We start from the raw sequence: 22,851 nt of genomic DNA on the forward strand, positions 1-22,851 counted from the left end.
CTCGATTTTGCCGGCCAACAAGCCGGATTCCCTGCAAAGCCGCCAGAGTCATACCCATGAACATCTTCGCCGACTTCACCGCGCGAATCATAAAAGCCGTCGAAGCGCTTGATCTGAAAGCCAGTGACGGTGTTTCGCCCGATCTGTCGCGCATCGCCGTCGAGCCGCCGCGCGATGCCAGCCATGGCGATCTCGCGACCAATGCGGCAATGGTGCTGGCCAAGCCCACCGGCCAGAACCCGCGGGCGCTGGCTGAGCGCCTGGCGCTCGCGCTGCGGGACGACAAGGATGTCGCGGCCGCGGAGGTCGCGGGCCCGGGCTTCGTCAATTTGCGGCTCAGGGACGGTTTTTGGCAGGCACATCTCACGACGCTTCTGGGCGAGGGCCGCAATTACGGCCGCTCCAGCATCGGCGGCGGCAGGAAGGCCAATGTCGAATATGTATCGGCCAACCCGACGGGACCAATGCATGTCGGCCATTGCCGTGGCGCCGTGGTTGGCGATGCGCTTGCCAATCTGATGGCCTTTGCCGGTTACGACGTGATCAAGGAATATGTCATCAACGACGCCGGCTCGCAGATCGACGTTCTCGGGCGCTCGGCGATGCTGCGTTATCGCGAAGCGCTTGGCGACGAGGTCGGCGAGATCCCGGCCGGGCTCTATCCAGGCGACTATCTGGTCCCGGTCGGGCAGGCGCTGGCCAAGGAATTCGGCCGGTCCTTGCTGCAGATGCCGGACGAAGAGGCGCTCGCCATCGTCAAGGACCGCACCATCGACGCGATGATGGCGATGATCCGCGAGGATCTGGCGCTGCTCAACGTGCATCATGACGTGTTCTTCTCCGAGCGCACGCTGCACGCCGACAATGCCAGGAAGATCCGCTCGGCGATAAACGACCTGACGCTGAAGGGCCATATCTACAAAGGCAAGCTGCCGCCGCCCAAGGGCGAGAGGCCGGACGACTGGGAAGATCGCGAACAGACCCTGTTCCGTTCGACGGCGGTCGGCGACGACATGGACCGGGCGCTGGTTAAGTCGGATGGTTCGTTCACCTATTTCGCCGCCGACGTCGCCTATCTCAAGGACAAGGTCGATCGCGGCTTCGTCGAACTGATCTACGTGCTCGGCGCCGATCATGGCGGCTACGTCAAGCGGCTGGAAGCGCTGGCGCGGGCGATCGCCGGCGACGAGGTGAAGCTCACGGTTCTTCTGTGCAACCTGGTAAAGCTGTTTCGCGATGGCGAGCCGGTGCGCATGTCCAAGCGGTCCGGCGATTTCGTGACGCTGCGCGAGGTTGTGGAGGAAGTCGGCCGCGACCCCATCCGCTTCATGATGCTCTATCGCAAGAACGATGCGCCGCTGGATTTCGACTTCGCCAAGGTGACCGAGCAGTCCAAGGACAATCCGGTGTTCTATGTGCAGTACGCTTCGGCGCGCTGCCATTCGGTATTCCGGCAGGCGAGCGAGCAGTTGGGAGAGGCCAATTTCGATCGCAACAGTCTGGCGGCTGCCGTGGCGTTGCTGACCGACGAAGGCGAGATCGGCCTGATCAGGAAACTCGCTGAATATCCACGGTTGATCGAGTCGGCGGCACTTGCGCTCGAGCCGCATCGGCTGGCATTCTACCTCTACGATCTGGCCTCAAGCTTCCACGGGCACTGGAACCGCGGCACCGATAATCCGGACTTACGTTTTGTTAAGGTTAACGACCGACAATTGACGCATGCCAGACTAGGGCTGGTGCAGGCTGTTTCGGATGTCTTGACGTCCGGCCTGACGCTGATCGGCGCCGCGGCGCCCACCGAAATGCGTTAGGTTTGACTAAAAAACCTGTCACCTTTTGCCCACATTGCGCTGGTAAGGGCCAACCCTGCGCGACGTCCATGGCGTCCGAATGAGTGCGAGTTCGGGAACAATAATGGCAGACAGAACCCAGCTGAGAATAGCCGACAACAACGACATCGCCAACGATGATCCGTTCGCGGAACTGACCAGGATCATGGGGTTCGACCCGCGCCAGCCGGTCAAGCCACAGGCGCCCGCCCAACCGAAAGCCGCCGCTGATCAGCAGGCGCAGGAGGTCGATTTCGACATCGATCTCGAAAAGGAGTTGATGGGCGACTTCGACTTTGCCGAAGGCAACGCCGCGACGGTCGCCGATGTTGATGAGCCGGCGTTCGACGCCGCCGCTACCGACGGCATGGATGACGAACTCGCCATGGCGTTCGACGACATGCAGCTCGACGATGAGCATGGTGCCGACGACGCTGTTGCCGAGGCCGCGCCAACCGTCGATGCCGCTTTCGATACGGATTTCGACGATGCGGTAGCCAGCTCTCTCGATGGCGTTTCGCCGCTCGATGACGATCTGCCCATGGCGGACGAGCTTGCGGCATCGCTCGATCAGGACTTCCGGCTTGATGACGCGACCGATGCGGCCGAGCCCGCCTTGGCCGCCGAAGTGGCGGAGCCTGTCGCGGAGCCTACCGTCGACCATGAATTCGACGATGGCTTTGCCCTTTCGCTCGAAGACGAACTGATGCTCGATGGTCACGTGGCGGAGCAGCAGCCTGAAGCGGCCGCGGCTCCGGTCGAGCCTCCCGTCGAGGCGGCGCTGAACGCGAACCATGCGGTTTCCGAAGAGGATTTTGGCGATCGCTTTGATGACGCCACGGCTTTCGACGACGGGCTGGCGGATATCGATTTCGATCTGGCTGCCGATCACTCGGTCGCGACCGATGCGCCCGTGGCTGCGGAGACGGATGCGCTTGACGCGCATGACGTGACCGCCGAGACGGCAGATGCGCACGAAATGGAGGACGTGTTCGCCGAGGCGACGGATGCGGAAGGCGAGGCGGCAGACCTGGCCGCCGATGAGCCGCTGGACGATGCTTTCGAGCAGGATTTCAACGACGCGCTTGCCGAAGCGACGGACGAGCCGGCCGCTGAGTCTGTGGCTGCCCCCGTTCATCCGGCCGCCCCGGCTATGGCCGAACCGGTGCATGCCGCCGCCGTCGAGCGTAGCCTTGAAGACGAGTTGAACGCGCTGTTGGGCGCCATGAGCGCGCGCCCGGCGCCGGTGGCCAAGGAGGAGGTCGCGGTTCAGCAGCCTGTCGCCGCGACCGCGAAACCCCACGAAGAACCGACGGCCGGTGACCTCGACTGGAACCTGGACGAACCTGCGGCGACGCAGCAGCATCAGGCGGTCTCGACCGCTGACGTCGATCTTGACGATCTCATGCTCGATGAGCTTCAGGACCAGGACCTCGGCGCGCATGCCACTGTCTCTGAAGACGATGATTTCGAAGCGGAACTCGCCGCAAGCATCGACCTGGCTGAAGGAATCGACCGGGATGAAGACCTCGCCGCGGATTCCGCCGCGCCGGAAACTTTCCGCGACGATCCCCTCGATTGGCTGACGACGCAGTCCACGCCGCCCGAGCCGGCCCGCTCGTGGAGCCGGGTTACGCCGGTCCCGCAGCCGCAACAGGCGAGTTTTACCGCCCAGCCGATGGCTTCGGCGGCCCCCATGGCGGCGCCGGCTGCCGCGATCCCGACCTATCGTGCGGCCGAGCCTGCCGCTTATGCGGCGCCGGCCGCCGCGCAGCGCGAGCAGTCCGCGTTCGATGACGAGATGCCTGACGTCGAGACCGTCGATGTGCCGGAGCGCGTCGTGGCGCTTCAGGATGATCTCGACATTCCGGAATTGCACTTCGAAGAGGACGAGCCGGCCGCGCCCGGCTACGACGATCTCGACGCCGAATTCTCCAATCTGCTGACCGAGATGAATACAGTGGATGTCGCTGCGGCTCCCGCAAACGCCAGCGCGCCCTATGCCGACGACTCCTACAATCCCGGCTTCAAGTCGGGATACGATGCCTTTGAACAGGGCTATGAGGCTCTCAAGCCGGGCTATGAGACGCTCAAGCCGGGCTATGAGGGGCTCAAGCCGGGCTATCAGCCCGAGGCGCGCACCTACGCGGCACGGCCAGCGGAAATGTCTGCCCGCGCGACAGCGCCGGCGGGTTATGCCGACGCCACCAATGGCTTCGACGTCGACGACTTGCCCGGCAGCCAGCCGGTTTCACAGGCCGACGATTTTGCCGTCGACGAGCTCGACTACGATCCCGAGCTGGACGAGGCGATGTCGGTTCCTGGTCTCGCCGAACGCGAGGCCGGCGGGTCGCCGCGCAGGCGCGGCCTGCTCATCGCCGCCATTGTCGGTGCAGTCGTTGTCACCGGAGGCCTCGGCGCCTTCGCGCTGTCTCCGGGCGGCCAGGGCGGCAGTGACGCCCCGGTCTTGGTCAAGGCGGATAACGCACCGATCAAGGTCAAGCCGGAAAATCCGGGCGGCGCCGTGGTGCCGAACCAGGACAACAAGGTCTACGACGCGGTCGCCAAGGGCGCCAAGCCCGCCGAGCCGGTCCAGCAGAAGCTCGTCACCAATGTCGAGGAACCGGTGGATGTGGCGGCGAAAGATCCGGCTCGCGCCGTCGATCTCTCGCCCGACCAGACCGCAGCCGACGCGACCGACGGCGACGGCGGCGATGCTCCAACCGCCGTTGCGGCGCCAGCCGATAACGCCGCGCCCGCAGCCAAGTCCGAGGACCGCATCGCGCAGGTCCTCCAGGATGCCGACAAGGGAACGAATCCCGACGTCGTCGCCGTGGCGCCGCGCAAGGTTAGGACCATGGTGGTCAAATCGGACGGGTCGCTGGTGCCGCGTGAGGATCCGGCGCCCGCCGCACCGAAAGTGGCTGCCGTGGAGCCGGTCGATCCGGCGCCGCAACATGTCGCGCCGTCGGCTCAGGCTGATGCTGACCAGACCGGCACGGTGGCGCCGGACGCCGCGCAGGCGGCCGATGAGCCAGCCCTGAAACCGGTGGCCGAGCCCAAGGCGGAAGCCAAGGCCCAGTCGGCCAACACGCCGGCCAAGGTCCCGGTCGCGCCGCAGCGCCCGTCCGACCAGCCGGTCGACGTGGTCGGCGAGGTCAAGCCCGATCAGGTTGCCTCCATCAGTCCCGCGGCGCCCTCGACCGGCGGCGGTTCGTGGTCGATGCAGATCGCCTCGCAGCCGACGGTCGAAAGCGCGCAGTCGACCTATCAGGATCTGCAGCGTCGCTATGGTGGCGTGCTTTCCGGCCGCACCGCCAACATCGTCAAGGCGGAGATCGCCGGCAAGGGGACTTTCTACCGCGTCCGCGTGCCCGCGCAGTCGCGCAACGATGCCATCAATCTGTGCACCAGCTACAAGGCTGCCGGCGGCAACTGCTTCGTGTCGAGGTAGTCATTCACCTCCCGTGTCGGAGGAGAGCAGTTTGAGAACCGGCGCGGCCTCAACGCCGCGCCGTTTTCTTTTTGCACTTTTCGACGTGATTCCCTTTGGCCGCGGAAGATTCTAGACTCGTCGGCATGACCGAATCAAAATCCATGATCCTCGGCTGTGCCGGGAAATCGCTCACCCGCGAAGAAATCAGTTTCTATCGCAATGAATGCCCGTGGGCCTTCATCCTGTTTGCCCGCAACATCAGCGAGACCGAGCAGATCCGCGATCTGGTCGCCGAGATGCGCGACTGCATCGGACGGCCGGACGCGCTGGTGTTCATCGACCAGGAAGGCGGCAGGGTGCAGCGGCTGCGGCCGCCGCTGGCGCCGAACTATCCAGCCGGCGGCGCGCTCGGTGCGCTGTGGCGCGACGACCATGACGCCGGAGGCCGCGCCGCCTGGCTGATGGCGCGGCTGCACGCTTTCGACCTTCTGCGCTACGGCATCACGGCGGATTGCCTGCCGGTGCTCGACGTGCCGATCGAAGGGGCGAGCGACGTCATCGGCGCGCGCGCCTATGGCAAGGAGCCGCGCCCGGTCATCGAACTCGGTCGCGCCGCGGCGGAAGGCCTGATGTCTGGCGGCGTGCTGCCGGTCATGAAGCATATTCCCGGCCATGGCCGGGCTTTCGCGGACACGCATTTCGAACTGCCTGTCGTCGACGCTTCGATGAGCGAGCTGCAGCGGCACGATTTTGCGCCGTTCAGGGAACTCAACCACCTGCCGATGGCCATGACCGCGCATGTCGTCTACAGCGCGATCGACCCGAAAAACCCGGCAACCACCTCCGGCAAGATCATCGACGAGATCATTCGCCGCGAGATCGGCTTCGATGGGCTGCTGATGAGCGACGACACCTCGATGAAGGCACTTTCTGGGGATTTCCCGACAAAGGCGGCCTCGATCCTTGCGGCCGGCTGCGATCTGGTCCTTCACTGCAACGGCGTTTTCGAGGAGATGGCGGGCATCGCATCGCGAACCAAAGGGCTTGAGGGCAAGTCGCTTGAGCGCGCAAACCGGGCAATGACCTATATAGAAAAACGCGACGCGGCTGAAGAAACCGAGATACGCGCCGAATTCGCCACCTATTTCGATGCGGTGGCCTGACAGAGGAAGAACGGGACGTGGCGGAAGCATTGGAAAGCAAGGCCGGGAAGGCCGCACCGATGGACCGCCTGTGGGCCGAAAGCGATGATACCCGGCTGACCGGCGATCCGTCGCTGGTCGTCGACGTCGCAGGATTCGAAGGCCCGCTCGATCTTCTGCTGCATCTTGCCCGCAACCAGAAGGTCGATCTCGCGCGCATCTCCATCCTGGCGCTGGCCGAGCAGTATTTGGCCTTCGTCGAGACGGCGAGGGCACTGAGACTTGAGCTCGCCGCGGATTATCTGGTGATGGCGGCGTGGCTCGCCTTCCTCAAATCGAAGCTTTTGATCCCGAAGCAGCCGGGCGAGGAAGGCGAAAGCGGCGAGGAACTGGCGGCGGTGCTGCAATTCCGGCTCAAGCGGCTGGAAGCCATGCGCGATGCATCGGCGCGGCTGGTCAACCGGAACCGGCTCGGCCGCGACGTGTTCGCGCGCGGCATGCCGGAAATGGTGATCATCGAGAAGCGCAACGCCTATTCGGCGTCGCTCTACGATCTGCTCACCGCCTATGCCCAGCAGCGGCAGAAGCAGGCAATCACCAATGTCACGATCGCCAGGCGCGGCGTCTGGTCGCTCAAGGACGCCCGCGATATCCTGACAAGGCTGATCGGCTCGCTGCAGGACTGGACGGCGCTCGACAGTTTTCTCGTCCGATATCTGTCCAGCCCGGAAGAGCGGCGCACCGCGATCGCCAGCTCGTTCGCGGCGACACTGGAACTCGTGCGCGAGGGCAAGATGGATGTGCGGCAGGACGAGGTGTTCGCGCCGATCTATCTGCGCGACCACCGCGCACAGGCAATCAAGGCAGTCGAGGTGGCATCATGAGCGAACGCGCCAACGCTTCGGTTGTCCCGTTCAAGATGGACAACGAACCGGAGGAGGGCGAGATCGACCAGGCTTCGGTTCAGAATCCGGCCCAGAATCCGGCGCAGAATCCCGCCGAGCGGCTGCATATGGCGGAGGCGGTGCGCATGGCCGAGGCGATCGTTTTCGCCAGTGCCGAGCCCGTCAGCGAAAAGCAGTTGGCCGCGCGCCTTCCCGATGGCATCAACATCGCGCTCGCGATGGCCGAGCTGCAGCAGATCTATGCGCGGCGCGGCGTCAACCTGGTGCGGGTCGGCGATGCCTGGGCGTTTCGCACCGCCGGCGATCTCGCCTTCCTGATGAGCCGCGACACCGTCCAGCAGCGCAAGCTGTCGCGCGCGGCGCTCGAAGTTCTGGCGATCATTGCCTATCACCAGCCGGTGACGCGCGCCGAGATCGAGGACATCAGAGGCGTCGAAACCTCGAAGGGCACGCTGGATACGCTCTTGGAGACGGAATGGGTACGCATGCGCGGCAGGCGCAAAACGCCCGGCCGTCCCGTGACCTATGGCACCACCGAAACCTTCCTCGACCATTTCGCGCTGGAGGAAATCCGCGATCTCCCCGGCATGGAGGAGTTGAAGGGTGCCGGCCTGCTTTCGGGCCGCATGCCTTCGAATTTCTCCATTCCGCAGCCGCCGGCGGACCCGGATGTACTGACCGAGGACGAGGATCCGCTGACCGATATCGATCTCGAGGAACTCGGCCTGCTGACGCCGCGCGTCACGGAAGATTGACCACAAGCCCCTGTTCCTGGAGGCTTTCCCGGGCTAGATGCACCGATTGGTAGCGGACCGCATCGCCGAAAATGCGTGACATCCGACACCCTTTCATAAACTCTGTCGCGGTTGTGTTTGAATCCCAACGCGAAAACGCATAGATCATCGCCAGGGAAACCATTCGAGAGAGAGTTGCTATGGGTTCATTTTCGATTTGGCACTGGATGATCGTGCTGGTCATCGTGCTTCTGGTGTTCGGCCGCGGCAAGATACCCGAGCTGATGGGCGACATGGCCAAGGGTATCAAGAGCTTCAAGAAGGGCATGGCCGACGACGACGTTGCCGACGACAAGCGTACCGTCGAACATCGCGCCGACGAAACCGTTTCGGCAGCGAAGGAAAAGGCCAGCAAGAGCTGAGCCAAGGGTTGTTGCTTTGTGCGTGTCGTTGTCCCAGAACCGCTTCGCACTTTTGGGCGGCATGCATTAGTCGGAACGGATAGCCATGTTTGAAGTCGGCTGGACCGAAATGCTGGTGATCGCGATCGTTATGATCGTGGTCGTCGGGCCGAAGGATTTGCCCAACATGCTGCGCACCTTCGGCCGCACGACGGCGAAGCTGCGTGCCATGGCGGCCGATTTCCAGAAGCAGTTCAACGAGGCGCTAAAGGAAGCGGAGCTCGACGACGTCAAGAAGTCGGTCGACGAGCTAAGGGGGCTCAGCCCGGTTGCCGAGATCAGGAAACAGCTCAATCCGTTCGAGCAGGCGGCCGCCGATGTGCGTTCCGGCGTCGACGCGGCGATGAAGCCGAAGCCGGCCGTCGATACGGCAGCGCCCGCCGGCTCGGTATCGCAGGCGGCCGAACCGTTGAAGAACGGCGCGACCACCATGCCGGGGGCCAATGAACCCGATACCGCGCCGGCCGCGCCGATCTTCCCGGTCATGACCGATGAATCGGTAGTGGCGTCCTCAGCGCCGACAGAGCTGACGCCAAAGGCACCCGCGGCAGGGAAAGCGGCCAAGCCCGCCAAGGCTTCGGCGAACGGCGCGAAAGCTTCCACGCCTGCGAAAGCGGCGACCGCCAAACCCGCGCCAGCACCCAAAGCGCCGGCGAAGCCCGTGGCGGCGTCAAAGGATGCCAAACCGGCAGCAGCCAAGGCGGCGACGACCAAGGCCGAGGCGAAACCGGCTCCAGCGAAGAAGCCAGTGGCCAAAAAGACGGCGGGAGCCGCCAAGTGAGCGTTTCGGACAAGGAAAAGGACGAGATCGAGAAATCCTCGGCGCCGCTGATGGAGCATCTCATCGAGTTGCGCCGCCGGCTGATCTGGTCGCTCGGCGGCTTCTTCGCCGCGTTCCTGGTCTGCTTCTTCTTCGCCAAGAAGCTGTTCAACCTACTTGTCGTGCCATTCAAATGGGCGACGCAATGGGCGGGGCTCGACCCGCACAAGGTCGAGCTGATCTATACCGCGCCGCAGGAATTCTTCTTCACGCAGGTCAAGCTCGCCATGTTCGGCGGCATGGTGATCGCCTTTCCGCTGATCGCCACGCAGATCTACAAGTTCATCGCGCCCGGCCTCTACAAGAACGAACGCAACGCCTTCCTGCCGTTCCTGATCGCGTCGCCAATCCTGTTCCTGATGGGCGCCTCGCTGGTCTATTTCTTCTTCACGCCGATGGTGATGTGGTTTTTCCTCGCCATGCAGCAATCGGGCACCAACGACCAGGTGCAGATTTCGCTGCTGCCGAAGGTGTCGGAATATCTCAGCCTGATCATGACGCTGATCTTCTCCTTCGGCCTGGTATTCCAACTGCCGGTGGTGACCAGCCTGATGACGCGCGTCGGCATGCTGTCATCCAAGGCGCTGGCCGAGAAGCGCAAATGGGCGATCGTCATCGCCTTCGTCGTCGCGGCGGTGCTGACGCCGCCCGACCCGATGAGCCAGATCGGCCTCGCCATCCCGACCATCCTGCTCTACGAGGTCGCCATCTGGTCGGCGCGGATGATCGAACGCAGCCAGGAGCGCGAGCGCCTGGCGCGGGAGAAGCAGCAATCCGAGGAAGAGGTGGCGGAAAAGCCGGCAGACGCATCCTCCACATAGGGCAGGCGCGTCGCCCCTGCGGGCTGCCGGCCTCGGAATCGGTGCGCGGCCCGGTGCCGATAGGAATTTTTTCTTGACTTGGTGCCCGCCGCTATGGTACATATTCGGTTATGGTGCTGATTTGCGCCAACGACCCGCCGCCGAGGCGGGTTTTTTATTTCTGGACTGTCGCGCTATCCCTCACCACTCGAAAGCGGGCTCGCGGCCCCTGCCGTCAGCAAGCCCGATCTTGCATCGATCAGAGATGCGGTTTACCCCCTCTGGCCTGAAACGCATCGCGAAACCGACGATGCGTTTCAGGCTATATTCTTGAGCATATCGTAGCGCAAACCGCCGCGCCTTTGGCGGCAAGCTACCGCAGGAGCTTTCAGACCATGCTTGACATCAAATGGATTCGCGACAACCCGAAGGCCCTTGTCGAGGCGCTGGTCAAGCGCTCGTGGTCGGTCGAGGAAGCGCAGTCCACCGTCGACGACCTGATCGCCAGGGACGAGGCGCGGCGCGAACATGTCACCGAGCTGCAGACCAAGCAGGAACGCCGCAATGCCGCCTCGAAAGAGATCGGCAACGCCATGCGCTCGGGCGATGCGGCCCTTGCCGAAAAACTGAAAGCCGAAGTGGGCGAGATAAAAACCTTCATCCAGAATGGCGAGGCGCGCGAACGCGAGCTCGACAAGGCGCTGAACGACGCGCTGGCGGTGTTGCCCAACGTGCCGCTCGACGATGTGCCGGTCGGCAAGGACGAGCACGACAATGTGGTCAAGCATATCGTCGGCAAGGTGCCTACCCGCCCGAACTGGGTGAAGGAGCATTTCGAGATCGGCGAAGCGCTCGGCATGATGGATTTCGAGCGCGCCGCGAAACTTTCCGGCTCGCGCTTCACCGTGCTGAAGAGCGGGCTGGCGCGGATGGAACGCGCCATCGGCCAGTTCATGCTCGACCTGCACACGACCGAGCATGGCTATGAGGAAGTCATCCCGCCGCTGATGGTGAACTCAGATGTCATGTTTGGTACTGGGCAGTTACCTAAATTCAAAGAAGACTTATATCAGATAGCAAACGATTTCCAAAACCTCAGATTGGAACTGAGTTCCACAAAGATATATAGAGATTTAGCCAGTAATATTTCTCTTCTTCAGGGGATTTCTGTTGCTGCTATTCCGTACATAGCCGATGCAGAAAGGGATAAATTTAGATCCGATATCACATCCAATCTCGAACGTACTCGAGATATTTTGGATATGATCCAACAGCGAGGCGGCTCATACGACGAGGTGCTTAGCCGGATATCTTCATCCGGGGTTTCTGAACAATTCCTGATCCCCACCGCCGAAGTGCCGCTCACCAACCTCGTGCGCGAGGAAATCACCGCCCATGAGAAACTGCCGCTGCGCTACACCGCGCTGACGCCGTGCTTCCGCTCGGAGGCCGGCTCGGCAGGGCGCGACACGCGCGGCATGCTGCGCCAGCACCAGTTCTACAAGGTCGAGCTGGTGTCGATCACCGATCAGGAGTCCTCGCTCGCCGAGCATGAGCGGATGACCGAGTGTGCCGAGGAAGTGCTGAAGCGGCTCGAATTGCCGTTCCGCACCATGGTGCTGTGCACCGGGGACATGGGTTTTGGCGCGCGAAAAACCTATGACATCGAGGTGTGGCTGCCCGGCCAGAACGCCTATCGCGAAATCTCGTCCTGCTCTGTCTGCGGCGATTTCCAGGCCAGGCGCATGGAAGCCCGCTACAAGGACAAAGACGGCAAGGGCAACCGCTTCGTCCATACGCTGAACGGCTCAGGCACGGCTGTCGGGCGCGCACTTATCGCCGTCATCGAAAACTACCAGAACGAGGATGGCAGCGTAACCATTCCTGAAGTGCTGCGGCCTTATATGGGCGGGCTGGAAAAGATCGAATCGAAATAATGCGTATTCTCCTGACCAATGACGACGGCATTCATGCCGAGGGCCTGGCGTCGCTCGAGCGCGTCGCGCGCACATTGTCCGATGATGTCTGGGTGGTGGCGCCGGAGCAGGACCAGTCCGGCTATGCGCACTCGCTGTCGATCTCGGAGCCGCTGCGGCTGAGGAAAATCGGCGAGAAGCACTTTGCCGTGCGCGGCACGCCGACCGACTGCGTCATCATGGGCGTGAAGAAGATTCTGCCCGGCGCGCCCGACCTGATCCTGTCGGGCATCAATTCCGGCGCCAACATCGCTGACGACGTCACCTATTCGGGAACCGTCGCCGGCGCGATGGAGGGCGCGTTGCTCGGCATACGCTCGATCGCGCTCAGCCAGGGCTACAGCACTATCGGCGAGGACCGCGTCGTTCCCTACGAGACCACCGAGGCGCTGGCGCCGGCGCTGCTCAAGAAACTCGTCGCGACGCCGCTGCCGGACGGCGTGCTGCTCAACGTCAATTTTCCGAACTGCCTGCCTGAAGAGGTCGCCGGCACGGTGGTCACCTCGCAGGGCAAGCTCGTACACAGCCTGTGGGTCGAGGAACGCCGCGACGGGCGCGGGCTGCCGTACTACTGGCTGCGCTTCGGCCGCGAACCCGTCGAGGGCAAGCAGGGCACCGACCTTTTTGCGCTGCGCAATCGCCTGGTGTCGGTGACGCCGTTGCAGCTCGACCTCACAGCGCATGAGATTCGTGACCAGCTGAGCAAGGCCCTTGCATGAACCTGCCGATCGATGACCGAGAAGGATTTGCCGCCTTCCTGCTGCGCCTGCGCGGCAGGGGGACCGTGCCGAAGGCGCTGATCGCGGCCTTCGAGGCGACACCGCGGCGCGGCTTCCTGGCCGCCCAATTCCATTCCATCGCCTGGTCGGACCGCATGCTGCCGATCGAATGCGGCGAAGCGATCGAGGGCGCGGACATGCAGGCGGCGGTGATCGCCGCACTCGCCATCGAAGTCGGGAATCGCGTGCTCGAGATCGGTACCGGCTCCGGTTATACGGCAGCGGTGATGTCGCGCCTGTCAGGCCGGGTTGTCACCATCGACCGCTACAAGACGCTGGTCGAACAGGCGCGGCAGCGCTTCGAGGCGCTCGGCATCGGCAACGTCATCGCGCGCCAGGTGGATGGTTCCTCCGGTTTGGCCGCAGAAGGCCCGTTCGACCGGATCGTCGCCTGGGCCGCCTTCGACAGCCTGCCGCGTTTCCTGCTCGACCAGTTGTCGAGCGGCGGCATCGTGATCGCGCCGATCGGACCGGAGGAGGGCGAGCAGGTGCTGGCCAAGCTCACCAAGGTCGGCAGCCGTTTCGAGCGCGAGGATATCGGCCTCGTGCGCCTGCAGCCGGTGTTGCGCAGCCTGGCGGCCGTTATCTAGGGATTGTCCATGTCAGCCGGCCTGCAACGGCGGCTGCGCGTGCCTCTATATGGGCAGTCTGGGCGGCCTCAAATATTTTAAGAAATTTTGCGTCTGATTCTAAGGGGTTAACCGACCAGTAACATTAACGCGCTTTAATCCTGTCCAGTTGGTGCAGAGTTTGTGCGGGTTAGTGCGATGCAACTCAGTGTTTTGAAGGCAAACAGTCGCAATTTGGCGCGGGGCTGCGCTGTTCTCATGATCGCGGGTGCCGCGGCTGGGTGCAGCTCGCAAGTGTCGCGGTTCAACGGCGTCGACGACGTCTTCACCTCCTCGACTAACAATCAGCGCGCCATCATCAACAAGCAGGATGCCGTGCAGCAGCCCTATCCGGGGGATGTCGCGGCCGCGCCGGTCGATGGCAGCCACACGCAGTCGGTCAGCCGCTCCAGCCTCGAACCGGTGTCGACGCGGCCGCTGCCGCCACCGGTCGCCCAGGCGCAGCCCGCTCCCGCGCTGGCACCCGCCGCCAATCCGGTGCGTGTTGCATCGGCGCCCGCTCTGGTGCGCCCGGCACCGCATGTCGACCGGACGGCGACCGGCACGGTTGCTCCCGCGGCCAAGCCCTTCAAGGATGCCCAGCCCGACGCCAAGGCAGCCGGCACGGCGCATGCCACCGAAATCGTCGTCAGGGACGGTGAAACGATCTCCGGGCTGGCGCAGCACTACAAGGTGCCGGCCGACGTGATCATGAAGGTCAACGGGCTGAGCGCGACCAAGGGGCTGAAGACCGGCCAGAAGATCATCATTCCGGCCTACGCCTATTCCAGCAAGGCCGAGCCCAGGGTTGCCGACGCCAAGCCAGCCAACGGCAAGCGCGACTTGCCGGCCACCGCGCCGGAAAAGGTCGCCGTGCTGCCGCAGCAGCCGAAGCTCAAGGAGGGCAAGTCAGCCGCGCAGGTCGATGCTTCGGCCGCGGCGAACAAGCCCAAAGACAGCAAGCCCGCGCCGCAAACGGCCGCCGCCGCGCCCAAGGCCGGCGCCGGTACCTATACGGTGCAGTCGGGCGATACGCTTTCCTCGATCGCCAGGAAGACTGGCGTCGGGGTTGTCGCCATCAAGCAGGCGAACGGCATGCAGGACGGCTTGCTGAAGATCGGCCAGACGCTGAAGGTGCCGGCCGGCGGAACGGCCACGGTGGCCGCCGCAAAGCCTGCGGCGGTAGACCCGGTGACGACAGCCACGACGCAGCCGACGGCCAAGACGACGCCGTCGCAAACGCTGGCTTCCTACACGCCGCCGAAGAAAGACGCCAAGGTCATCCAGCAGGCCGAGGATGACGACGCTGTGGCGCCGGACGCCACCGGCATAGGCAAGATGCGCTGGCCGGTGCGCGGCCGCGTCATTTCCGGCTTCGGTTCCGGCAAGGACGGCGTCGACATCGCCGTGCCGGCAGGCACGCCGGTCAAGGCGGCCGAGAATGGCGTCGTCATCTATGCCGGCGACGGCCTCAAGGAATTCGGCAATACGGTGCTGGTGCGGCACGAGAATGGCCTAGTCACCGTCTACGGTCACGCCAGCTCGATCGAGGTCCAGCGCGGCCAGAAGGTCAAGCGCGGCCAGGAGATCGCGCTGTCGGGCATGAGCGGCACGACGGACTCGCCGAAGCTGCACTTCGAAGTGCGCAAGAACTCGGCCCCGGTCGATCCCTCCGGCTATCTCGAATAGTCGGGGCTATTTCGAATAGAATAAAAAAAGCGATTTGCGGGCCGCCTGACCTCCAGTCCGGCCCGCCGGCTCAGCCCGCCCCGCAAGGAGCGGGCTTTTTCAGTTGGTTGCTGGATGCACGTCGTTGTTTTCATGCATGTCTAACCAGGATCAAATTTTGAGTGACATGCTGAACCAAAGAGCAGCCCTCAACCGCGCTAATGGCGCGGGGACACATCACGCCAAATAGCTTTTGGGAGTCTAGACGTTTGCCATTGGCGGGCGCCTGAGCAGCGCCCGGAACCGTCGTGCGCACCACGTCTCCGGCGCCGCAGTCGCTCCCTTGGCGGGGATCGGCGCAAGAGCCGTATTGCGACTCGCGTTATCGAAAATGGTTTATCTGCATTTTAACTAATGTAGAGGAAAGTCATTCTCGACGCTCTGCAAGGAGAGTGGAATGATTGAATCTGTCGAAGAGGATGAACTTCCGTCCGCCAGCCCAACGCATCGCTGGCAATCGCATGTACGAGCAACTGCTTTAATCGTTGCGCCGGTCATTTCGATCGCAAGTGCCGCTTTGGCCGGCTATTTCTCCTATGCGGTGATCAATACCAAGCCGCCCACAGACATGTCCGAGCTGGCCATTTCCATCCTGAAATCAGGTGATGCTTCACCAGAAATGCAGGCCTGGGCGACCGATACACTCGGGATACAAACCGATATTCCCATGGTTCTGGGAAGCATAAAGCCTGTGCGGGAATGAACACGATATAGAAACCGGCGTCCCCGGACGGGTCGGCCACGAAACTTTTGTGGCCGGCTCCTGCCGTCACTCGGTGAGCCGCGCCTAATCCTTCAACGGCTTGCCGAGCCGGCCTGCGAGGTCCTGCGTGAACTGCCAGGCGACGCGACCCGAGCGGCTGCCGCGTGTCGTCGCCCATTCCAGCGCCTCGGCGCGCAACTGCCCGGGGTCGATGTCGAGCCCATGATGGCTGGCGTAGCCGTTGACCATTTCGAGATATTCGTCCTGCGAACATTTGTGGAAGCCGAGCCACAAGCCGAAGCGATCGGAGAGCGAAACCTTCTCCTCGACCGCCTCGGACGGATTGATGGCGGTGGAGCGCTCATTGTCGATCATGTCTCGCGGCAGAAGATGGCGGCGGTTCGACGTGGCGTAGAAAATGACATTGGCCGGGCGGCCTTCGACGCCGCCTTCGAGTGCTGCCTTCAACGATTTGTAGGAGGTATCGTCATGGTCGAAGGAGAGGTCGTCGCAAAACAGGATGAAGCGGTAAGGCGCGGCCTTCAGCAGCGTCATCAGCTTCGGCAGCGTATCGATGTCCTCCCGATGGATCTCTATCAGCTTGAGCGGGCGGTCGAGTTTCGGCGAGGCGTTGATTGCGGCATGCACGGCCTTGACCAGCGACGATTTGCCCATGCCGCGCGCGCCCCACAAAAGCACGTTGTTGGCGGCATAGCCGGAGGCGAAGCGCTCCGTGTTGTCGACGAGGATGTCGCGCACGCGGTCGACGCCGCGGATCAGGCCGATGTCGACGCGGTTCACCTTGCGTACCGGCTCCAGATAACCCGGATCCGCCTGCCAGACGAAGCAATCGGCTCCGCCAAGGTCGGTTTCGGGCACAGGCGGCGGGGCGAGGCGGCTGACCGCCTCGATCAGGCGGTCGAGTTTCTGGTTCAATGCGTCGATGCTGGTATCGGTCATCTCAGGTCTTTTGCTCTGGTTCCGCGAGGGAAGGTGTGGCCGGGTTCGATCCCGACAGTTTCGAAACTCGCTGCAACCGTTTGTTACAGCGCGATCTTTTGCGAAAACCCGCTCGCGCTTTTCGCGGTCATGCTCTAACACGGGCGAACAGGCCGGAAAAGCAGCCGATTTGCCCGGCCACGCAGTTGCATTGGCAACTTTACCGACTATATTCCGGCCAAATTTCGCGGGGCTGCCAAATCCACTGAACCGTTTGGCGGCTGTTTTCAAAATTCAGGAGTACCTCGATGTTCGTGACACCGGCATATGCCCAAGGCATTGGGGCTTCTCCCGACATGTTCATCAGCATTTTGCCGTTCGTCCTGATCTTCGTGATCATGTATTTTCTCATCATCCGGCCGCAGCGCACGCAGCTGAAGAAGCGCGGCGAGATGCTGGCGGCCGTGCGCCGCGGCGACACGGTCGTCACCGGCGGCGGCTTCGTCGGCAAGGTAACCAAGGTGATCGACGACCATGAGCTCGAGATCGACCTCGGTGGCGGCACGAAGGTGACGGCGTTGCGCTCGACGATCGCCGACGTGCGCGTCAAGGGTGAGCCGGTGGCGAACCAGAACGCCAAGAAATAACCAAATTCCAGGCGGAGCGATCCGCGGACACGCTCTGACGGACGACGCTATATGCTTTATTTCTCGCGCTTCAAGATGATCCTGATCTGGCTGGCCGTGGCCGCCACAGTGGTCCTCGCTGCGCCCAATCTCATTCCCGCAAGCACGCTGGCGCAGCTTCCGAGCTGGGTGCCCAAGCGGCAGATGACGCTCGGCCTCGACCTGCAGGGCGGCTCGCACATCCTGCTCCAGATGGATCAGAACGATCTGGTCAAGGCGCAGCTGGAGACGACGCGTGACGAGATCAGGACGCTGCTGCGCGAGGCCAAGATCGGCTATACCGGCCTGGCGGGCACGGGCAGGACCGTACAGGTCCGCATACAGGACCCGAACCAGCTCGATGCGGCCAAGACGGCACTGAAGCCGCTGACCGATCCGGTCGCCGCAAGCCTGTTCACCGGCGGGTCCGTCCAGGAGATGGCGCTGGATGATTCCGAACCCGGCCTGCTCAAATTCACCGTCACCGACGCCGGCATAAAATATCGCACCTCGGCTGCGTTGGCACAGTCGATCGAAGTCGTCGAACGCCGCGTCAATGAACTCGGCACCACCGAACCGATCGTGCAGCGGCAGGGCGATGACCGCATCCTGGTGCAGGTGCCCGGTTTGCAGGACCCGCAAAGGCTGAAGGAAATCATCGGCCAGACCGCCAAGCTGACCTTCCAGATGGTGGACCAGTCTATGCCGGTGCAGGATGCGCTGAAGGGCCGTCCGCCGGCCGGTTCATCGATCCTCTATTCGCAGGACGATCCGCCGGTTCCCTACCTGATCGAAAACCGCGTCATCGTTTCCGGCGAAGACCTCTCCAAAGCGACCGCAACCTACAACTCGCAGACCAACGAGCCGGTGGTTTCCTTCACCTTCAACTCGCGCGGCGCGACACGGTTCGGGCAGGCGACATCGCAGAATGTCGGCAAGCTGTTCGCCATCATCCTCGACAACCAGGTGATTTCGGCACCGCAGATCCGCGAGCCGATCCTGGGCGGCAGCGGCCAGATCTCAGGCAATTTCACGGCCGAGAGCGCCAATGACCTCGCGGTCCTGCTGCGCGCAGGCGCGCTGCCGGCAAAGCTGACCGTGATCGAGGAGCGCACGGTGGGTCCGGGCCTCGGCCAAGATTCGATCCATGCCGGCAAGGTCGCCGGCATCATCGGCTCTATCCTTGTCGTCGCCTTCATGTTCGTCGCCTACGGCTTCCTCGGCTTCCTCGCCAACATCGCGCTGGCGGTGCACGTGGCGATGATCGTCGGACTGCTATCGCTGCTTGGCGCGACACTGACCTTGCCAGGCATTGCCGGTATCGTGCTGACCATCGGCATGGCCGTCGATTCCAACGTGCTGATTTATGAGCGCATCCGCGAGGAGCGGCGCGCCGGACGCTCGGTGATCCAGGCGATCGACACCGGCTTCTCGAAGGCGCTGGCGACGATCGTCGATTCCAACGTCACCTCGCTGATCGCGACCGTGGTGCTGTTCTATCTCGGAACGGGGCCGGTGAAGGGCTTTGCCATCACCTACGCCATCGGCATCCTGACCACGGTGTTCACCGCTTTCACCTTTACCCGGCTGCTGGTGTCCATCTGGCTGCGCCGCGCGCGCCCGAAGGAATTGCCGCGGGCGCCGGTAACCTTCATTCCGCCCGGCACGAAGATCCCGTTCATGGGCATCCGCCGCTGGACCTTCGCGCTGTCGAGCCTGCTGTCGGTCCTGTCGGTGGTGCTGTTCATGACCGTCGACATCAATTACGGCATCGATTTCAAGGGCGGATCGCTGATCGAGGTGAAGTCCAAGAGCGGCAATGCCGATCTTGCCGACATCAGAGCCAGGCTCTCGGAACTGAATATCGGCGAAGTGCAGGTGCAGCAGTTCGGCGAGCCGAATGACGTGCTGATCCGTGTCGGCACGCAGGACGGCGGCGAGAATGCCGAGCAGACCGTCATCGACAAGGTTCGTGGCGAGTTGCAGGACAATTACGATTTCCGCCGCGTCGAGGTGGTGGGACCGACCGTGTCAGGAGAACTGGCCAAGCAAGGCACGATCGCCATGCTGGTCGCGCTGGTGGGTATCCTGATCTATGTCTGGTTCCGCTTCGAATGGCAGTTCGCGGTCGGCGCCATCGTGGCGACGGTCCATGACGTGGTCATGACCATAGGCTTCTTCGTTATAACCGGGCTGGAGTTCAACCAATCGTCGCTGGCGGCGATCCTGACCATCATCGGCTACTCGCTGAACGACACGATCGTGGTCTATGACCGCGTTCGCGAGGATCTCAGGAAATACAAGAAGATGCCGCTGCCGCAGCTCCTCAACAACGCCATCAACGAGACGCTGTCGCGAACGACGCTGACCTCGGTGACGACGATCCTGGCGCTCCTGGCACTGGTGCTGTTCGGCGGCGAGGTGATCCGCTCGTTCACGATGGCAATGCTGTTCGGCGTCATCTTCGGCACCTATTCGTCGATCTTCATCGCCGCGCCGCTGCTGATCCTATTCAAGCTGCGGCCGCAGGCCACGAGTTCGGACGAGGAAAAGCCGGTCGGCGGCGGCAAGGCGGTCGCGACCTGACGCGCGACCCGAAGGGCGGATCGGCAGGGATGGCCAAAGGCATCGTCATCCGCGAGGCGCATTTCCCCGGCCGCGCCCCTATCGAGGCGTATGGCAATGGCGGCTTCCGCTTCGCCGACATGTCGCATCGCGGTTCGCTTCTGTGCCTGCCGTCGGGTATCCATGGCTGGGAGCCGGCGGACCCATCTGCGCTGACGGTGGCGGATTTCGAACGGCTGCTGGCCCAGGCCGAGAAGATCGAAATCCTGCTGGTCGGCACGGGCAAGGATTTACGACCCTTGCCGGCGGGGCTTCGCGCCGCCTTGAAGACCGCGGGCATAGCCGCCGACCCGATGGCGACCGGTGCAGCGGTGCGGACATATAATGTCCTGCTCGCAGAGGATCGCGCGGTAGCCGCCGCGCTGATCGCCGTCGACTGACGTGGACCAAAAGGGCGAAATCGTCATGGGCGCCGTGCGTGCTGCCGACCATGACCGCTATCTCAGCGCGCTCTACGCGCCGACGGACAAGCGCGAAGCGCTGTTTTCGCTCTACGCCTTCAATGCCGAAATCGCGGGCATTCGGGATCGCATCCGCGAGGCCTTGCCGGGCGAGGTGCGGTTGCAATGGTGGCGCGATGTTATCGCAGCCGAAGGGTCCGAGACGGGCCATCCGATCGCGGATGCGCTGAAAGCGACGATTTCCAGGTACGGCCTGCCGAAACAGGCATTCGAGAATATGCTCGAGGCCCGGATATTCGACCTCTATGACGACCCGATGCCGTCGCGAACCGATCTCGAAGGCTATTGCGGCGAAACGGCAGCCGCGCTTATTCAACTGGCGGCAATGGTGCTGGATCCAGGAGTGGCGCCACGTTTCGCCGAACTGGCCGGTAGGGCCGGTTGCGCGCAGGCGATTACGGGACTGTTGCTCCTGCTGCCGCTGCACCGCAGTCGCGGACAGTGTTTTGTTCCGGCCGATATCCTGGCCGCGGCGGGTTCGTCTCCGGAGGAATTCGTCACCGACGATGGTGGACCAGGTGCGCAGCGCGCCGTCGCCGCCATGATCGCGCTGGCGCGGGAGCATCTCTCGGCCTTCGAGAAAGGCGCATCGGATTTGCCGGCTTCGCTGCGCCCGGCCTTTCTGCCACTGGTCCTGTCACGAGCCTACCTGACGAAAATGGAACGCGGTCCGCCGCTCGACGGCACGGTGCGACTCTCGACCATGCGCCGCCACTGGCTCATGCTGCGTCGCGCCATGGTGGGCTGGCCAGCAGTTTGACGTAAACGTCAATTGTGCTAAGGGATCGCTCAACCGGGAACTGTTGCCAAGACAACAGGCCGGCTGGAGGAGATGCCTGTCCATGAGCCTGCCCGTGCTGGTCGTGATCGTCGTATTCGGCATCGCGTTGTCGGTCGCCGCCGTTCATTTCACCGGCGGCAGCCGCAAGGCCAGGCTGGCCGATGCAGAGCAGGCGCGAGAACGTTTTGCCGAGGATTTTCCGGATGAACCGGCGGCCGCCATCCACCTCACATCCGATGGCCGAACCGCGTTCCTGGAACTCGGGCGAGGGCGCCTTGGCATCGTCCATGCCATCGGAGATCGTTTCCTGACGCGTATCGTCACGCCGCGCGATGTATTGGCGCGGAGTGACGATGGTGCCGGGACGATTGCGCTGCGCCTTGCCGATTTCACCTGGAAAGGCGGTCACGTCACCTTCGCTAACGCTGCCGACGCGCACGCTGTGCTAAGAGTTCTTCAGCCGCAGCATCCTAGTTCGACCAAGGAGGCCGCGTGATGGGCGATTACAATTTCCCGCAGGTTACCCAGCTCGCCATCCCGTTCTTCGTTGCCGCCATCCTGATCGAGCTGTGGCTGGTGCGCACCGGCCGGGCCAAGGGCTCGTTCGAGACGCACGACACGCTGACCAGCCTGATGATGGGCACCGGCAATGTCGTCGCCGGGCTGCTACTGGGCGTCGTCTCCTACTGGGCGCTGCTGTGGCTCTGGCAGTTCCGTTTCTTCAACCTCGGCCTGTCGATCTGGGTGTTCCTGGCGGCCTTCCTGCTCGATGATTTGCGCTACTACATCTACCACCGCATCGCGCATCGGGTGCGCTGGGTGTGGGCCGAGCACGTCAACCACCATTCCAGCCAGCACTACAATCTGTCGACGGCACTCAGGCAGAGCTGGACGGGCCTGTTCACCTTCATGTTCGTGCTGCAGGCGCCGCTGGTGCTGCTCGGCTTCCATCCGGCGGTGATTGCCTTCACCTTCGGCTTCAACCTTATCTGGCAGTTCTGGATCCACACCGAGACGATCGGCAAGATGTGGGGCTGGTTCGAATTCGTCTTCAACACGCCCTCGCACCACCGCGTCCACCACGCCACCAATCCGCGCTACCTTGACGCCAACTACGCCGGCACGTTGATCATCTGGGACCGCATGTTCGGCACCTTCGTCGAGGAGTTGGAAGAGGACCGCCCGCGCTACGGCATCGTGAAAAATCTTGGCACCTTCAATCCGCTGAAAGTGGCTTTCCACGAATGGATCGGCATGTTCAGGGATGCCTTCGCACCTGATCTGACCCTGAGCGACCGCCTGAACTACCTGTTCAAGCCGCCCGGCTGGAGCCATGACGGCTCGCGCGAAACTTCCGAGAGCCTGAAAGCAGCCTATGTCAGGCGAAATCCGGGTGAGGCCGGGAAGCCCGGGCTGCGACCGGCGCGTGCCGAGCCGGCCGAGTAGCTATTTCGTA

20 protein-coding genes are annotated in these 22,851 nt (G+C 63.1%); 19 read left to right on the plus strand and 1 reads right to left on the minus strand.

What is annotated here, in order from left to right:
- Positions 1-56: 56 nt before the first annotated feature.
- From argS to FJ942_RS17220, 13 genes are all read left to right on the plus strand, one after another.
- Positions 57-1,814 carry an arginine--tRNA ligase gene (argS, locus tag FJ942_RS17160; protein WP_140561518.1) on the plus strand — a complete coding sequence of 586 codons (1,758 nt, stop codon included), beginning with the start codon at positions 57-59 and terminating at the stop codon, positions 1,812-1,814.
- Between the two features lie 103 nt (positions 1,815-1,917).
- Positions 1,918-5,286, plus strand: a complete 3,369-nt coding sequence (locus FJ942_RS17165) for an SPOR domain-containing protein (protein WP_140898336.1) — start codon at positions 1,918-1,920, stop codon at positions 5,284-5,286.
- 125 nt (positions 5,287-5,411) lie between these two features.
- On the plus strand, positions 5,412-6,431 hold the full coding sequence (nagZ, locus tag FJ942_RS17170) for a beta-N-acetylhexosaminidase (protein ID WP_140898338.1): 1,020 nt from the start codon (positions 5,412-5,414) through the stop codon (positions 6,429-6,431).
- Between the two features lie 59 nt (positions 6,432-6,490).
- On the plus strand, positions 6,491-7,294 hold the full coding sequence (locus tag FJ942_RS17175; RefSeq protein ID WP_140623496.1) for a ScpA family protein: 804 nt from the start codon (positions 6,491-6,493) through the stop codon (positions 7,292-7,294).
- Positions 7,291-8,070 (plus strand): SMC-Scp complex subunit ScpB, encoded by a 780-nt coding sequence (gene scpB / locus FJ942_RS17180; RefSeq protein ID WP_140521034.1) that lies wholly within the window; start codon positions 7,291-7,293, stop codon positions 8,068-8,070. Before FJ942_RS17175 ends, scpB begins: the two co-directional genes overlap by 4 nt.
- Before the next feature lie 179 nt (positions 8,071-8,249).
- Positions 8,250-8,471 (plus strand): twin-arginine translocase TatA/TatE family subunit, encoded by a 222-nt coding sequence (locus FJ942_RS17185; RefSeq protein ID WP_015317533.1) that lies wholly within the window; start codon positions 8,250-8,252, stop codon positions 8,469-8,471.
- 85 nt (positions 8,472-8,556) lie between these two features.
- Positions 8,557-9,291 carry a Sec-independent protein translocase protein TatB gene (gene tatB / locus FJ942_RS17190; protein WP_140665128.1) on the plus strand — a complete coding sequence of 245 codons (735 nt, stop codon included), beginning with the start codon at positions 8,557-8,559 and terminating at the stop codon, positions 9,289-9,291.
- Positions 9,288-10,151 (plus strand): twin-arginine translocase subunit TatC, encoded by an 864-nt coding sequence (tatC, locus tag FJ942_RS17195; RefSeq protein WP_140495766.1) that lies wholly within the window; start codon positions 9,288-9,290, stop codon positions 10,149-10,151. The genes tatB and tatC overlap by 4 nt, the downstream gene beginning before the upstream one ends.
- Positions 10,152-10,525: 374 nt before the next feature.
- Complete coding sequence (serS, locus tag FJ942_RS17200; RefSeq protein WP_140880584.1) at positions 10,526-12,067, plus strand: serine--tRNA ligase; 1,542 nt, start codon at positions 10,526-10,528, stop codon at positions 12,065-12,067.
- On the plus strand, positions 12,067-12,825 hold the full coding sequence (gene surE / locus FJ942_RS17205) for a 5'/3'-nucleotidase SurE (protein WP_140495768.1): 759 nt from the start codon (positions 12,067-12,069) through the stop codon (positions 12,823-12,825). Before serS ends, surE begins: the two co-directional genes overlap by 1 nt.
- Positions 12,822-13,475 carry a protein-L-isoaspartate(D-aspartate) O-methyltransferase gene (locus FJ942_RS17210; protein ID WP_140495769.1) on the plus strand — a complete coding sequence of 218 codons (654 nt, stop codon included), beginning with the start codon at positions 12,822-12,824 and terminating at the stop codon, positions 13,473-13,475. Before surE ends, FJ942_RS17210 begins: the two co-directional genes overlap by 4 nt.
- Before the next feature lie 177 nt (positions 13,476-13,652).
- A complete protein-coding gene (locus tag FJ942_RS17215) occupies positions 13,653-15,182 on the plus strand; it encodes a LysM peptidoglycan-binding domain-containing M23 family metallopeptidase (RefSeq protein WP_140898340.1) in 1,530 nt (509 codons plus the stop codon).
- A gap of 436 nt (positions 15,183-15,618) precedes the next feature.
- A complete protein-coding gene (locus FJ942_RS17220) occupies positions 15,619-15,924 on the plus strand; it encodes a hypothetical protein (RefSeq protein ID WP_140521031.1) in 306 nt (101 codons plus the stop codon).
- Positions 15,925-16,008: 84 nt separating this feature from the next.
- On the opposite strand, the gene FJ942_RS17225 is transcribed toward FJ942_RS17220, so the two are convergent.
- Positions 16,009-16,884, minus strand: a complete 876-nt coding sequence (locus tag FJ942_RS17225) for an ATP-binding protein (RefSeq protein ID WP_140561514.1) — start codon at positions 16,882-16,884, stop codon at positions 16,009-16,011.
- 287 nt (positions 16,885-17,171) lie between these two features.
- Between FJ942_RS17225 and yajC the strand changes: the two genes are divergently transcribed.
- The 6 genes from yajC to FJ942_RS17255 all read left to right on the plus strand — a co-directional run bounded on the left by yajC (position 17,172) and on the right by FJ942_RS17255 (position 22,841).
- Positions 17,172-17,510, plus strand: coding sequence for a preprotein translocase subunit YajC (yajC, locus tag FJ942_RS17230; RefSeq protein WP_140495773.1), 339 nt, complete (start codon positions 17,172-17,174; stop codon positions 17,508-17,510).
- A 51-nt stretch (positions 17,511-17,561) separates the two neighbouring features.
- Positions 17,562-20,114 carry a protein translocase subunit SecDF gene (gene secDF, locus FJ942_RS17235; protein ID WP_140495775.1) on the plus strand — a complete coding sequence of 851 codons (2,553 nt, stop codon included), beginning with the start codon at positions 17,562-17,564 and terminating at the stop codon, positions 20,112-20,114.
- 29 nt (positions 20,115-20,143) lie between these two features.
- Positions 20,144-20,533: an Mth938-like domain-containing protein gene (locus FJ942_RS17240; protein ID WP_140495776.1), complete on the plus strand. Its 390-nt coding sequence runs from the start codon at positions 20,144-20,146 to the stop codon at positions 20,531-20,533.
- A gap of 25 nt (positions 20,534-20,558) precedes the next feature.
- Complete coding sequence (locus FJ942_RS17245; RefSeq protein WP_140561537.1) at positions 20,559-21,374, plus strand: phytoene/squalene synthase family protein; 816 nt, start codon at positions 20,559-20,561, stop codon at positions 21,372-21,374.
- A gap of 82 nt (positions 21,375-21,456) precedes the next feature.
- Positions 21,457-21,891: a type II secretion system protein gene (locus FJ942_RS17250; RefSeq protein WP_140898342.1), complete on the plus strand. Its 435-nt coding sequence runs from the start codon at positions 21,457-21,459 to the stop codon at positions 21,889-21,891.
- Complete coding sequence (locus tag FJ942_RS17255) at positions 21,891-22,841, plus strand: sterol desaturase family protein (protein ID WP_181169933.1); 951 nt, start codon at positions 21,891-21,893, stop codon at positions 22,839-22,841. The genes FJ942_RS17250 and FJ942_RS17255 overlap by 1 nt, the downstream gene beginning before the upstream one ends.
- The last annotated feature ends 10 nt before the right edge of the window (positions 22,842-22,851 follow it).

Source organism: Mesorhizobium sp. B2-4-2, assembly GCF_006442845.1.
Classification (GTDB): domain Bacteria; phylum Pseudomonadota; class Alphaproteobacteria; order Rhizobiales; family Rhizobiaceae; genus Mesorhizobium.